The sequence below is a fragment of the Aquimarina sp. 433 genome (genome assembly GCF_054054605.1).
Genome location: NZ_JBSWZK010000005.1, coordinates 1 through 13,976, shown reverse-complemented (window position 1 = coordinate 13,976; position 13,976 = coordinate 1). Strand labels below are relative to the sequence as shown.

The 13,976-nt window shown below is 33.3% G+C and carries 12 protein-coding genes; 10 read left to right on the top strand and 2 right to left on the bottom strand.

The window, feature by feature from the left end; genetic code table 11:
- Nucleotides 1–20: 20 nt before the first annotated feature.
- On the bottom strand, nucleotides 21–2,537 hold the full coding sequence (locus ACWNT5_RS11610; RefSeq protein ID WP_456517412.1) for a T9SS type A sorting domain-containing protein: 2,517 nt from the start codon (nucleotides 2,535–2,537) through the stop codon (nucleotides 21–23).
- A gap of 696 nt (nucleotides 2,538–3,233) precedes the next feature.
- On the opposite strand from ACWNT5_RS11610, the gene ACWNT5_RS11605 reads away from it, so the two are divergent.
- From ACWNT5_RS11605 to ACWNT5_RS11565, 9 genes are all read left to right on the top strand, one after another.
- Nucleotides 3,234–4,676 carry an arginine decarboxylase gene (locus ACWNT5_RS11605; RefSeq protein ID WP_456517411.1) on the top strand — a complete coding sequence of 481 codons (1,443 nt, stop codon included), beginning with the start codon at nucleotides 3,234–3,236 and terminating at the stop codon, nucleotides 4,674–4,676.
- Between the two features lie 36 nt (nucleotides 4,677–4,712).
- The gene (gene speB / locus ACWNT5_RS11600; protein ID WP_456517410.1) at nucleotides 4,713–5,657 is read left to right on the top strand and encodes an agmatinase; all 945 of its coding nucleotides are present in this window, start codon (nucleotides 4,713–4,715) and stop codon (nucleotides 5,655–5,657) included.
- Nucleotides 5,647–6,621 carry a deoxyhypusine synthase family protein gene (locus ACWNT5_RS11595; protein ID WP_456517409.1) on the top strand — a complete coding sequence of 325 codons (975 nt, stop codon included), beginning with the start codon at nucleotides 5,647–5,649 and terminating at the stop codon, nucleotides 6,619–6,621. Before speB ends, ACWNT5_RS11595 begins: the two co-directional genes overlap by 11 nt.
- A gap of 2 nt (nucleotides 6,622–6,623) precedes the next feature.
- Entirely contained in the window at nucleotides 6,624–6,929 is a 306-nt protein-coding gene (locus tag ACWNT5_RS11590; RefSeq protein WP_456517408.1) for a hypothetical protein, read from the top strand.
- An 11-nt stretch (nucleotides 6,930–6,940) separates the two neighbouring features.
- Complete coding sequence (locus ACWNT5_RS11585) at nucleotides 6,941–7,357, top strand: VOC family protein (protein ID WP_343914144.1); 417 nt, start codon at nucleotides 6,941–6,943, stop codon at nucleotides 7,355–7,357.
- 4 nt (nucleotides 7,358–7,361) lie between these two features.
- Nucleotides 7,362–8,141, top strand: coding sequence for an RMD1 family protein (locus ACWNT5_RS11580; RefSeq protein WP_456517407.1), 780 nt, complete (start codon nucleotides 7,362–7,364; stop codon nucleotides 8,139–8,141).
- Nucleotides 8,142–8,166: 25 nt separating this feature from the next.
- A complete protein-coding gene (locus ACWNT5_RS11575) occupies nucleotides 8,167–8,583 on the top strand; it encodes an NUDIX hydrolase (protein WP_456517406.1) in 417 nt (138 codons plus the stop codon).
- Nucleotides 8,584–8,594: 11 nt separating this feature from the next.
- Nucleotides 8,595–8,849, top strand: coding sequence for a hypothetical protein (locus tag ACWNT5_RS11570; protein ID WP_456517405.1), 255 nt, complete (start codon nucleotides 8,595–8,597; stop codon nucleotides 8,847–8,849).
- Nucleotides 8,850–9,148: 299 nt separating this feature from the next.
- Nucleotides 9,149–9,502: a hypothetical protein gene (locus ACWNT5_RS11565; RefSeq protein ID WP_456517404.1), complete on the top strand. Its 354-nt coding sequence runs from the start codon at nucleotides 9,149–9,151 to the stop codon at nucleotides 9,500–9,502.
- 156 nt (nucleotides 9,503–9,658) lie between these two features.
- On the opposite strand, the gene mnmE is transcribed toward ACWNT5_RS11565, so the two are convergent.
- Nucleotides 9,659–11,062: a tRNA uridine-5-carboxymethylaminomethyl(34) synthesis GTPase MnmE gene (gene mnmE / locus ACWNT5_RS11560; RefSeq protein ID WP_456517403.1), complete on the bottom strand. Its 1,404-nt coding sequence runs from the start codon at nucleotides 11,060–11,062 to the stop codon at nucleotides 9,659–9,661.
- A gap of 239 nt (nucleotides 11,063–11,301) precedes the next feature.
- Between mnmE and ACWNT5_RS11555 the strand changes: the two genes are divergently transcribed.
- Nucleotides 11,302–13,731, top strand: coding sequence for a trypsin-like peptidase domain-containing protein (locus tag ACWNT5_RS11555; RefSeq protein WP_456517402.1), 2,430 nt, complete (start codon nucleotides 11,302–11,304; stop codon nucleotides 13,729–13,731).
- The last annotated feature ends 245 nt before the right edge of the window (nucleotides 13,732–13,976 follow it).

Here is a 13,976-nt window from a genome sequence, read left to right as displayed (position 1 = left end):
TTATATTCTTAATTATGGGATTATTGTTTTGCTATTTTAATTGTAGAAATGCTTTGTGAGCCATTTACCTTAGCATAATAAATGCCAGAAGGAAGAAAACTTAAATCTATAGTTTCGTTATTACTAGAAACATATTTTGACCATACCTCTTTTCCATTCATATCATACACTCTGATAATTGAATTATCAGCCCCTACTATAGTTACAGTACTTACTACGGGATTTGGATATAATACTGTACTACTTTCGTTAGAAATCTCAGGGGATTTAGTATCACTAATTGGTGTAATAAACCATTGTAAATTATACGAGCCATTTGTGGCATCATAAAGATTTACATTTTGAGCATTAGCTCCATTGTTACCTCCATTAATAGCAAATGGCGCATTACGTTTAATCAATTTAAAAGCTCCACCGGTTGTAGCTACCTTTTGCCATTGTTGATTTCGGTTGTTTTCATTACATGTCCACAGATATACGTCCTGTCTGTTAGCGCCAGAAATCCCTCCATCAATACAATAATTAGTATTCATTTTTTGATACGAATAGTAGCCGTTTCCTCTATCAATTTCTATCCATTGTTGATTTACATTATTCTCATTTTCAGTCCATAAATAAATGCTCTGCCCATTTTCTCCTCCATTATTTCCATCGATAGCAAAGTTCGGAGCATTACGTTTGGTAATATGAACTATATTAGTACTGTTTATCTCGGTAATTGTAAATGATTCCCAAGTACCATTTAAACTAGAACTCATAAAACGAACTAAACCTGAATTGTTGATTTGTAAGCGTTGACGCCCTGAAGGACCATCAGGAAGTGTTATAAAATGTGTGTTAGCACTAGCCCCTTGAGTAAAATTATAATAGGTATATGTACCTGAATTAGTGATTACTTGCATATCTGCCAGTTCTGAATTATCTGTCCGTAAGCGTGGTTTAGGACCTCCGGCTGCTCTTTGTATATGCCAGTATCCATTACCTTTATCTACAAATTTCCAGGCTACATCATCTCCTGTAGTCTGAGTAGATGTAGTATATGCATCTTCGCTAGATCCGTTAGAAGCTAATCGAAGGTTGTGATATGGGTTGTCTATATAATAAGTTTTATTAGGATCTGGAGTAAAGCTTGAACTTGGCGGTGGAACAGTATTACAATCATTTAGTTGTGAGATAGTATTATTGGAACCATTATTAGTCACAGTAGAACAGGTTTCAATTTGATTTCCTGAACTTTCGGATGATATTAAAACTGGTGCAGTTGTATAATTAATAAGAGAAACATCTTTTGAAGGGTGATCTACATTGGTATCATCACTTAAAAAACGATGTGCTAAAAAATCTCCTCCAAACATGATCGCTAAATCAGAGGGTAAATTTGGCTCAGCATTTCTAAGAATTACCTCATGATTATTTCCACCTAAATAAGCCAAGCAATAAGCTCCATTGTAGTATCCATTTTCTGGTGGAATAACAGTGATCTCACCTTCAAAATTATTAGTAGTATTGTAAGCATTTCTGTAAACAGGTCCTATTGCGGCATCTGCAAAGCAATTTACTACTTGACCACCATTACCTGCTCCAAAACCAGTTTCGCAACTAATAGCAGTGGTGTTTTCAATATATTTTGTTCCAGCTGTTAACGTTATTGAACATCCAGAGCGCATCTTTTTTATAATACAATCTTTAATGGTAATATTTGTTGTTCTTCTATCAGATATTGTTTCTCCATTAATTATAGTAGTCCCTCTGGTGTACGTTCTAATTCCATCTTCCTGTAGACTCATTGTATGACCAGCGGGAAGCGGAAACCCCCAAACAGTCATCCAATCCACATCTTCACCGGTGACTCCATCTCCTTCATAAGCTCCGGCCAACATATCATCAGTAGATCTCACTTCTCCTTCTAGATAAACACCTTCAATCAAGGCATCAACTGCTCCTTGCATAAAGACTCCATGCCCATAGGCTCTATGCTTTATGTTACAGTCTTTTACATGATTTCTATTTCCTCCAACTAATATTGCTGAATGTTTGAAATGCTTGATAACATATCCAGATCCTTTACCAAAAGCATCACCGTATCCATATGGTTGAGATCCTACAATGGTCATGTCGAAACCTTCGATCAAATTATCTTGGCCTTGTAAACTTATACCAAGTGCTGTTCTTGTAGGTCTATCATATACACTACCTACATCTACCATCTTTAAATTTTTAAGCACATTGTTATTACCAATTACTTTGAGTTCTTCAACACCGATGTTTCCAAATGCTGTAAAAATATCTGTATCAAAATTGATAGTAACACCTGTGAAATCATAAGTACTGTTATTACCTTCGAAAAGAAAAAGTGGGTTGCTAAATTTTCCTGCAGCAACATCAGTAGCTGAAATATTATAGATGCCAGGTGCTAATTTTACTTGTACATTATTGTCGTTTAAATAAGGTAATAATTGTTGTAAAGAATTGACTGTAATTTGAGAAAAGGAATTCCAGGTGGTAAAGGTTAATAAGAGTAATAGTATTTTTTTCATTGTTGTTAGATTGATAGTGTAGTTTTAATTTTTTTATGGAGTTTATCATTATTATAAAATTGGTTGACCAATTTATAATTGTCTAAAGTATGTTTATTATCTGTGGAGAAGAGAGTTAAATGATTTTTCGACTTCATAAAAGTAGAATTCGTAGAGGAGTGAAAATAATTCGCAGTTTTAAATTATAAATCTTGAAGTTATTGTTTGTTAAGGTGTTGGTATTTATAGTGTTAGGTATTGTTTTTGACTGAAATTTGCAAAGCGAAATAAATTTTAAAAAAATATGTAAAAAAGTTTTTGATATTTGTTTTTTTACTATGTTTGATTAACTGTTAACAAATGAGTCTGTACAATCAGACGCATTGCCTAAATAAAATGGAATCTTTTTTCAGATTCGGGCTTAGGAGAATAAAGAAGTCTACTCCAAAAGCTGCCTTAGGGATAGGGAACCGAATTCTCAGGCTGACTTCTAAAAAATATACAATTGCACTTCAGTTTTTAGAACGGATAAAATTCGTTCCCCATACGATTTCAATTATTCGGATATGAGTATAAATTGATAAGATGCTTTTATCATTTTATCTACAATTTGTAATTTTTCAAATATGACATCATAGAATCTCGATTAGATATAGTTTAACGATGTTAATCTTTATATCTATTGATTTCTTTTATATGCAAAACAAAACCGAATAAATGAAGACTAAATATATTGATCTTATCGATCAAACTTTTGATTTCCCTCAGCAAGAATTTAACCTGAAGAATGATCAGCTGCAGTTCCATGAAATAGATTTAATGGAATTGATTGCTCAATATGGAGCGCCTTTAAAATTTACATACTTACCCAAAATATCTGAAAATATTAACAGAGCCAAAAAATGGTTTGATAACGCGATTAAAGCGAATAATTACGCAGGTACTTATAACTATTGTTACTGTACCAAAAGCTCTCATTTTCAACATGTGTTGAATGAGGCATTAAAAAATGATATTCATATCGAAACTTCTTCTGCTTTTGATATTGACATTGTTGAAAATCTAAAAGCTCAAGGTAAAATTAATGACCATACTTATGTCATTTGTAATGGTTTTAAAAGAGATCAATACATCCAAAATATAGCAAGACTTATAAATAATGGTCATCAAAACTGTATTCCTATTATTGATAATTATGAAGAATTATCTTTACTAAGCGAAAGTATTAATGATAAGTTTCAAGTTGGTATTCGTATTGCTTCAGAAGAAGAACCAAAATTTGAGTTTTATACTTCTCGTTTAGGAATAGGCTATCGTAATATTGTTCCTTTTTACAATAACCAGATTAAAGCGAACCCTCAAGTAGAACTAAAGATGTTACATTTCTTTATAAATACAGGAATTCGTGATACTGCTTATTACTGGAATGAATTATTAAAATGTCTAAAAGTATATATAAGCCTCAAAAAAATATGTCCATCCTTAGATAGCCTAAATATTGGAGGTGGTTTCCCGATCAAAAACTCCTTAGGATTTGATTACGATTATGAGTATATGGTGAATGAGATTGTAAATCAAATTCAAATAGCTTGTGAAGAAGCTCGCGTAGATGTACCAAATATTTTTACAGAGTTTGGAAGCTTCACAGTAGGAGAAAGTGGAGGAGCTATTTATGAAGTATTATATCAAAAACAGCAAAATGATCGCGAAAAGTGGAATATGATTAATTCTTCATTCATTACTACTTTACCAGATACTTGGGCTATTAATAAACGTTTTGTAATGCTTGCTGTTAATCGTTGGAATGATGAATATGAACGTGTGTTATTAGGAGGTCTAACTTGTGATAGCGACGATTATTACAACTCTGAACAGCACATGAATGCGATTTATTTACCTAAGTATAAAAAAGAAAAACCACTGTATATAGGTTTCTTTAATACAGGAGCATATCAGGAAACCATTGGAGGATTCGGAGGATTACAACATTGTTTGATTCCACAGCCAAAACATATTATTATTGATCGAGATCAGGATGGAAATTTAGTGACTTCTGTCTTCACAAAACAACAAACTTCAGAACAATTATTATCTATTCTTGGCTATCAGAAAGAATATCAACAAGATCCTTTACAGTTAAAGGTATCAAACATCATTTAAAGACTATAATTTAAAAACCATTTATAATTTAATACAATGAAAACTAGTAACACATATGCCGGCATTTCTGAAAAGTTTGCGGGCTATGAAAAATCTCAAATAGTATTAGTACCCGTTCCGTATGATGGAACCAGCACTTGGGGTAAAGGAGCCGACAAAGGCCCTGAAGCATTTCTAGAAGCTTCTGAAAATATGGAATTGTACGATATAGAAACGGACAGCGAAGTATATACAAAAGGGATATGTTTATTAGAACCAATTACGGAGAATGATACTCCAGAATCTATGGTAGAGGCAGTATATAATACAACCAAAAATAATATAAAGAGGAATAAGTTTGTAACCCTATTTGGAGGAGAACATTCTATCTCAATTGGTGCTATCAGAGCTTTTGATGAGTGTTTTAATAACCTTACGGTGTTACAGATTGATGCACATGCGGATTTGAGAAAGGAATATAATGGTTCTAAGTATAATCATGCTTGCGCTATGTATGAGGCCAATGAGAAAACCAATTTGATTCAAGTAGGGATACGAAGTATGGATGCTTCAGAAAACTTGGTAATGAATGATGATCAGGTGTTTTTTGCCCATGAAATGGCAAATGACGATTATTGGATGGATAATGCAATCGAACTTATGACGGATAATGTATATATCACGTTTGATTTAGATGCATTTGATCCTTCTATATTACCAGCAACCGGAACACCGGAACCAGGAGGATTGTTCTGGTACGAAACCTTAGAATTCTTGAGAAAAGTTTTTTCAGAAAAGAATGTTGTAGGATTTGATATCGTGGAATTATGTCCTAATGAAACGAGTAAACCATCTGATTTTGCTGCTGCAAAATTATACTATAAAATGTTGTCTTATAAGTTTGAGGACACAGAAGATACAATCGATGAAGAGGATGAGATTACAGAAAATGAAGCATTAAGAAAATTTAAATCTAGTTACGAAGAATACGATGAAAGGTAAAGGTGAAATTTCAAAATTTATAGAAAAATATTTTCTTCATTTTAATGCAGCGACTGTTGTAGATGCAGCAAAAGGATATGAATCTCAATTAGAAAAAGGAGGAAAGATGCTTGTTTCTCTTGCAGGAGCTATGAGTACTGCAGAATTAGGGAAAATATTTGCTGAAATGATTCGAGAAGATAAAGTACATATCGTTTCTTGTACTGGAGCAAATCTTGAAGAAGATATTATGAACCTAGTGGCGCATAGCCATTATGAACGGGTACCAAATTATAGAGATTTAACTCCACAACAGGAATGGGAGTTATTAGAAAAAGGTCTCAATCGTGTTACAGATACTTGCATACCAGAGGAGGAAGCTTTTAGAAGGCTGCAGGAGCATATTTTTAAAATTTGGAAAGATGCAGAAGAAGCAGGAGAGCGTTATTTTCCGCATGAGTTTATGTATAAACTTTTACTCTCTGGAGTACTGGAAGAATATTATGAAATTGACATCAAAGACTCTTGGATGTACGCTGCTGCCAAAGCTAATCTACCTATGGTAGTTCCTGGGTGGGAAGATAGCACTATGGGGAATATTTTTGCGAGTTATGTAATGAAGGGAGCGTTGAAAGCAAGCACCATGAAATCTGGAATAGAATATATGACATTTTTGGCAGATTGGTATACAGAAAACTCTAAAGACGGTATAGGGTTTTTCCAAATAGGAGGTGGTATTGCAGGTGATTTTCCTATTTGTGTAGTACCAATGTTATATCAGGATTTAGAAAGAACAGATACTCCATTTTGGAATTATTTCTGTCAGATAAGTGATTCTACCACAAGTTATGGTTCTTATTCTGGTGCGGTACCTAATGAAAAGATTACATGGGGTAAACTAGATATTGATACTCCAAAATTTGTTATAGAGAGTGATGCAACCATCGTAGCACCATTAATATTTGGCTACTTATTAGATATGTAAAAATGAAAAGACAAAGAAACGCACATTTAAAACGAGTTATTGTAGATTATAAAAAACTAAATAATCAGATTTTAGATCTATTAGTCAATAAGTACCCGGATGGATATGGTGATGGAGATGTTATCACTTTTAGAAATGCGCAAAATGAAATTGTGGAATGCGTAGAGGTAACAACAGAAGATACACTTTATCTTGTTAAAGTAAGTAAACGTTTAGTGGCCGCTATGGAAGATTTTGATGACACTGATGAAAGTTCTAGTGAAAAAAATCAGGATTTACCAGATGGTTCTAATGTGGAAGAAGAATAAAATGTCATAAGATGAAAAAAGCTGAATTCCATCTGGCACTTCCTTGCGAAGATCTGGAAAAAACAAAAGACTTTTACACCTATAAGTTGGGTGCAAAACTAGGAAGAGATACAGATAACTGGGTAGATATCAATTTGTACGGAAATCAAATTACATTTACCAAAGCTGGTACTTTTAATTTCGATTTTAAGAATTATCGCTTAGGAGATCAGATATTACCGTCTTTTCACTTCGGAGTAATAATTGATGTCGAAACTTGGGGGAAATTGTATTCACGTTTGTTCTCTATGGATCTGGAAGTGACCACCGAAGTAACCTTTTTTGAAAACAAAGTAGGGGAGCATCTTTCCTTCTTTGTCAAAGATCCTAATGGGTACATGGTAGAGTTTAAAAGTTTTAAGAATTCTGGTGAGATTTTCACCGTTTGATGAAATGAAAACAAAGGCATACGCCGTTCAAATTGCTGAGGCAATTTCGATAAGAAATTGTAAAAAAAACTTTGAGGCAAAGCTGTTATTCTCTGATAGCGATGAGTTGTTTTATGAACTGTATTCTATGCAATACATATATGTTTTCAAATATGGAGTGATTTGTTTTTACAATCTTTCAGATGAAGATATAAAGAAGAACTATTTAGAAATTTTAGAATATAGTAAAAATAGCATTTCAGAAGAGATCTCAGAAAGTATGGATATTATAGTCGATAGTAATGTTAATACGGTGTCTTTCGGAAATGTGTCATTACAACAGTTTGATGTAGAATCTATACGACTAATAATGCTTAATGTTGCTCAATCTGTTGCCTTGGATAAGTATGCTAATATTTCTGAAAAAATATTAGAAGACACCAGAGTACATACTTCCTATCTCGAAGAAAATGGGAGATTAGATATCAGTGGCAAAAAATTGAAAAGGTATATAGGACGTGTGTTGAATATTAAAAACAAAATTTCTGAGAATCTTTACATTTTTGATTCACATGATGTCTCTTGGGAAGACGAAACTTTAAATAAGTTAGATCAGGATTTAAAAAGAGTTTTTGATGTAAAAGACCGCTATCGAAGTATTCATGATCAAATAGAAATTATTAAGGAAAACTTGGAACTCTTTAAGGATATTATGTTCCATAGGCAGAGTAGTACACTCGAATGGATTATTATCATTCTGATTATGGTTGAGGTAGTAGATCTTTTTGTACAAAAATTAGCATAGTTTATATAAGTTTCAATGAGTCTTTATGAAAATTAAGAAACACAAACAAAAATCAAGATTAATAGTCTATCAAGGAGATGAACTATTAGTATTTCAAAAGATCAGTAATCGATTAGAATATGGATTAATAGGAGGGTTTTTAAAAAAAGGAGAAACTCCAGAAAAAGGTCTTATCCGAGAAACGTATGAAGAGACAGGTGTACAACTTTCTGAACAAGATATGGACTATTACGATTCTTTAACGTTGGATTGGGGTGAGAATCAAAAGCTTTCTAAACATTATTTTGTTTGTAAAAATGCAGATAAATCTTTTTCACTTAGTGAGCCCGATAAGTTTGCAAAAATTACATGGATATATTGGAAGGATACATTAAAATATTTTGGTAAGTCGGACCGAAAAATGGTGAAATCTTTATTTAAACCCTGTAAGATTAATTATTAAAATCAATATCTATGAACGGTGTTTTTATTAATCAAAATGTAGAGTACGGAGTGTTTAAAAAATACTACGATGGGTACCTTCAATTTGAGATGGAAAATGGTGAAACCATTGTTTTTGAAGAAGTGTCAAATCTTGCACTTAGAAAATTTGATCTTAAATCAGATTCTTTTAAAGGCAAAAGTTTTGAAATCACATACTCAGAGTATGTTGAGGATGATGATGAGGATTTTGTGTCCTTTAGAATCGAAAAATTAGAACTTGCATAAAAAAAACTAAAGATTGTATAATCGATATAGCTTTAAAGAATATCGTAGATAAAAAAGTATAGAAAATCATCACGTGTAAGTATCTAAGAGATTATTTACTAAAAGCACCAGACTTGAAGTGATAACAATCTGGTTTTATATCATAAAAAAACTTAAATCTTACATATCATGAAATGGAGTATAAACAGAATTAATTTTTTGCTTATCTATTAGTAAGTAAACTTTCTTACGGAAAAACTGTAGCGGTTATCCAAGCAGGAAATTTTTATTTGATTCATTTCTGACAAAAAATAAAACAGATGAAAAATTTAATAAATACAACATTCATTATAATAGTATTATTTTTCGGTGTCACTACAGTAAAGGCACAAGAAACAAATCAGGAAAAGGAAACCATTGAAGGAGTTTTTGATGGTTTTGATGGTGAAAATTTCACATTTAATTATATTACGGAAGATGGTGATGAAGATATAGTTCTTTTTCCTAAAGTAGCACCTGAAGTATTGGAAAAATACAATCTTAGTGATGAGAAATTTATTGGAAAAAAGTTTAACATCACTTTTAAGACAGAATGGGAAACAGAAACAGATGAAGATGGTGATGAACAGGAATATGAGGTTAGAACTATTATTGATTTAGAATTATTGGACTAAATGTAAAACTAAATAGAAGATATAAAGTATACAATTTTGTCCTTTTAAGTATCAGAGAAAAGTATTGGTGATAATCAGGTTACCGATACTTTTTTTGTTAAGAATAGGTTGTTCTTCTTAGGTAAATTAGATAAATGAACTTCAAAGGTTCTTATTTTACTTCCCAATACAGAAATTAGCAAAAATGTTTCCTAGCAAATCATCAGAGGTGATTTCTCCAGTAATTTCTCCAAAATGATATAAAGCCTGGCGAATGTCGATAGCCATTAGATCTCCAGAAAGTCCAGTATCCAATCCATATTGTACTTTTTGTATTTCCTCTAATGCTTTTAATAAAGCATCATAATGTCGGGTATTCGTGACTATTGTTTCATTATTGCGTAGAGCTCCTGTATTTACAAAATCTAATAATTGGTTTTGTAATTCTTCAACTCCTGTCCCAGATTTTGCAGATAATAATTGTAAAGTAACACCTTCTACTTGTGATAGTTCATTGGTTAATACTTCAAGAGATTTGGTATCAACTTTATCAATTTTATTCGCAACTATAATTAGTGGTTTTTGAGGGTATTTATTCTTAATTTTTTCAATTTCAACAATAAAAGTTTTACCCGAAACCAGAAATTTATCCGCTTCTAGTAAATAGATGACTACCTGTGCTTGTTCTATTTTTTCAAAGGTTTTTTGGATACCAATACTTTCTACAACATCTTCTGTTTCTCTAATTCCGGCTGTATCGATAAAACGAAAGCTAACTCCTCCGATGTTAATTTCATCTTCGATAGTATCTCTTGTAGTACCTGCAATATCGGATACAATAGCTCTTTCTTCATTTAGCAATGCGTTCAATAATGTAGACTTTCCTACATTAGGTTCTCCAACAATTGCTGTTGGGATTCCATTTTTGATCACATTTCCGACAGCAAATGAATCTATCAGTCGTTTTAGGACATTGGTAATTTTGGATATCAAATCCTTAAACTGACTGCGATCCGCAAACTCTACATCTTCTTCCGAAAAATCTAGCTCAAGCTCTATAAGAGAAGCAAAATTCATCAATTCTTCACGAAGTTTTTTAATTTCATTAGAAAATCCACCTCGCATTTGTTGCATGGCAATTTGGTGCGAAGCTTCTGAATCAGAAGCGATAAGATCCGCCACGGCTTCTGCTTGCGAAAGATCTAATTTTCCATTTAAAAAAGCTCGTAAGGTAAACTCACCAGCATCAGCCATTCTACATCCACTGCGTAATAATAACTGAATGATCTCTTGTTGGATGTAAGTAGATCCATGACATGAAATTTCTACCGTAGGTTCTCCAGTGTATGAATTAGTGTCTTTAAATAGTGATACTAATACTTCATCCAAAACACGATTATTGTCTACAATATGACCTAAATGAATCGTATGGGTTTTTTGAGCAGCCAAATCTTTTCCTTTAATAGATTTAAATAAAGGGTTACAGATTTTTATGGCGTCTTTTCCCGAGATTCTAATTACAGAGATGGCACCTGCTCCCGATGGTGTAGCTAATGCCACAATAGTATCTTGTGTAATCATACATTTCAAAATCAAAATACAAAAATAGACATATTATCACGGTAGCATTCTATTTTTAAGTTGAAACTTTTTTGCAGAGAGGATTTAGTTCCTTACATTTAAGGCTTAGGGGTTGAAATTTTTATAATTTCAGTAAAAAATAAAAGGAAATAATATGGAATGCAGCTTAAGGTCTAACTAACCGAAAGCGAGAGATTTAGTAACTAAATTTAATTTCTATATACTAAACTTTTATTTTTATGAATTTTCACAGCACAAACTCAATTAGCAGAAGCAAACTGCTAATCAAACACAAATTATCTACTGTCATATGCGCAGTAATTATGCTAATTCCTTTTGTCAATTTTGCACAAACGCAGAATTTAGCTAGACATGAAACACCATATAATCTGACTCTAAAATCAGACGACATTTCAGGTAAAAGTGGATCTAATACAATAACAGAAAATGTTTCGGAAAAGGGAGCAACTTGGCTTCGTTTATTCTTTAAGGATGTAAATCTTGGTAAGAATAGTACCATAACTATCACCTCAAAATTAGACGGCGCTACTCAAGTGTTAAACTCACAAACAATTAAGGATTGGAAAAATTCAAGTGCATATTTTAATGGTGACGAAGTAACGGTAACTTTAACAATTGCACCTAATGATGCTACAGCTAATATCAACATTTATGAGTTAAGTGTTGGGGAATTGGATCCGACTGTTAAATCTCAATGTGGATCCGCAGATGATCGTATCGACTCTACTGATGATGCGATTGGAAGAATTGTACCTATCGGTTGTACTGGATGGATCATCACCAATGGGAAATTTGTAACTGCTGGGCATTGTTTAACCAGTAGATCTGAAATTATTGAATTTAATGTACCTAAATCTAATCCTGATAGAACGATAGTACATCCTGGACCTGAGGATCAATATCCAATAGGTAATTTTGTTTCTCCATATATCAATAGTCCTAGTCAAGCTAATGACTGGGGTGTTTTTGAAGCAAGTGCCAATTCTCAGACTGGTTTAACACCTTTACAAGCACAAGGAAAATCGTTCAATGTAGTACAGGATGCTCCTGGAAACACAATTAGAATTACTGGATTTGGTACCGATACAGGAATCGATAACCAAACACAGCAAACACATTCAGGACCATTAGCTAGTGTAACTAATACATTCGTACGATATAGAGCAGATACTACTGGAGGTAACTCTGGGAGTCCAATCATAGATGAAGCGACTGGTAATGCAGTTGGAGTTCATGCCTATGGAGGTTGTACAAGCTCTGGAGGTTCTAACTCTGGAGAAAGAGCAACCATTCCTGCTTTTTGGGATGCTATGGGATTAGGAACACCTCCGCCACCACCAAATGAAGATTGTACAGGAGATATTTCTTCATTCCCATATTCAGAAAGTTTTGAAGGATCGATAGGAGCGTGGTCACAATCCTCAAGTGATGATATTAACTGGACAGTAAACTCCGGAGGAACACCTTCTAACGGAACTGGACCGAGTGGAGCAGTTGACGGTTCTTCATATATATATGTAGAAGCTTCAGGAAATGGAACAGGATATCCATCTAAACAAGCAATTCTTAATTCTCCTTGTTTAGATTTTAACGGAGTTTCTTCTCCAACACTAAGCTTTCAGTATCATATGGTTGGTAATGCTGTAGGATCATTAAATGTAGAAGCAAGAACAAATAATTCAGGTAACTGGACTAGTGTATTCAGTAGATCTGGTTCACAAGGATCTAACTGGAATGAAGCTAGTATTGATCTTTCTGCTTATGCAGGAAATTCTAGTGTACAGTTACGATTAAATGTAGTTACTGGAACTAGCTGGCAAGGAGATATTACTATTGATGATTTAAGTATCACAAATGGTTCAACTCCACCGCCTCCAACATGTGATGCAATCGACTTTAATGATTTTACAATCACAGGTTTCTCAAATCAAGATGCAGCTGGAAATTACTCAATTACCAATGGAGGAGCATCAATATCCATGCAAAATAATACTTGGAAATATATTGCATTGAATTATACCGTAACTGCTAACACCGTTATTGAATTTGATTTTAGCAGTTCAAGTCAGGGAGAAATTCATGGAATAGGATTCGAGGATGATAATGCATTAACATCTAGTCGATATTTTAAAGTTCATGGTACTCAGAATTATGGAGTGACTAACTTTGATAACTATTCTGGAGGAACAACTACATATACGATACCTGTAGGAAACTTCTATACAGGTACAATGGATAGATTAGTATTTATTAACGATAATGATGCTGGTAGTGGTAACACATCAGTATTCTCCAACGTTAAGATTTACGAAGGATCTTGTGGTCAATCGGCTAGTGCAGAAAGTTTAGTTGCAGAATTAGCATCTACAGAGGCAATCTTAGGTGATGAACCAGAAGGAATTTTTGCAGATGTTCGCATTTCACCAAACCCTGCAACGAATAACTTCTCTATACATCTAGATTCTTATGTTAAAGATGCAAAAGCGACTATATTCTCTATTTTGGGTCGTAGACAAGCAGTTATCGAATTACAATCAGGAGTTAATACCATTTCTGCCAAAAACTTCTCAATGTCACAAGGTATCTATTTGATAAGAATAGAAAGTGACGGAGAATCAACCACACAAAAACTAATCATCAATCAATAAAAAGATATAGAATTAAATTTAGTTATATAAAGGAAGCATCCCAATTAGGGGTGCTTTTTTTGTGATCACAAATATGTAACATTTTTAAAGTTTTTGCGTCATATAAGTAAAGAGTGCTAATTTTATTCTGGGAGGGTTTAATACCCCGAGGCTTGCCTCGCATGAAAAAAAATAGTAATCTTGAGCGTGAGCTCAAGCATCCATATTCATAAAAGTCACAATGTTTCCCTGTTGTTATATCATTT

What these genes read in the sequence shown, in the direction of transcription:
- speB (WP_456517410.1), top strand. Translation starts at nt 4,713, where the DNA reads ATGAAAACTAGTAACACATATGCCGGCATTTCTGAAAAGTTTGCGGGC.
- ACWNT5_RS11570 (WP_456517405.1), top strand. Translation starts at nt 8,595, where the DNA reads ATGAACGGTGTTTTTATTAATCAAAATGTAGAGTACGGAGTGTTTAAA.
- ACWNT5_RS11580 (WP_456517407.1), top strand. Translation starts at nt 7,362, where the DNA reads ATGAAAACAAAGGCATACGCCGTTCAAATTGCTGAGGCAATTTCGATA.
- ACWNT5_RS11575 (WP_456517406.1), top strand. Translation starts at nt 8,167, where the DNA reads ATGAAAATTAAGAAACACAAACAAAAATCAAGATTAATAGTCTATCAA.
- ACWNT5_RS11555 (WP_456517402.1), top strand. Translation starts at nt 11,302, where the DNA reads ATGAATTTTCACAGCACAAACTCAATTAGCAGAAGCAAACTGCTAATC.
- ACWNT5_RS11565 (WP_456517404.1), top strand. Translation starts at nt 9,149, where the DNA reads ATGAAAAATTTAATAAATACAACATTCATTATAATAGTATTATTTTTC.
- ACWNT5_RS11585 (WP_343914144.1), top strand. Translation starts at nt 6,941, where the DNA reads ATGAAAAAAGCTGAATTCCATCTGGCACTTCCTTGCGAAGATCTGGAA.
- ACWNT5_RS11595 (WP_456517409.1), top strand. Translation starts at nt 5,647, where the DNA reads ATGAAAGGTAAAGGTGAAATTTCAAAATTTATAGAAAAATATTTTCTT.
- ACWNT5_RS11590 (WP_456517408.1), top strand. Translation starts at nt 6,624, where the DNA reads ATGAAAAGACAAAGAAACGCACATTTAAAACGAGTTATTGTAGATTAT.
- mnmE (WP_456517403.1), bottom strand. Translation starts at nt 11,062, where the DNA reads ATGATTACACAAGATACTATTGTGGCATTAGCTACACCATCGGGAGCA.
- ACWNT5_RS11610 (WP_456517412.1), bottom strand. Translation starts at nt 2,537, where the DNA reads ATGAAAAAAATACTATTACTCTTATTAACCTTTACCACCTGGAATTCC.
- ACWNT5_RS11605 (WP_456517411.1), top strand. Translation starts at nt 3,234, where the DNA reads ATGAAGACTAAATATATTGATCTTATCGATCAAACTTTTGATTTCCCT.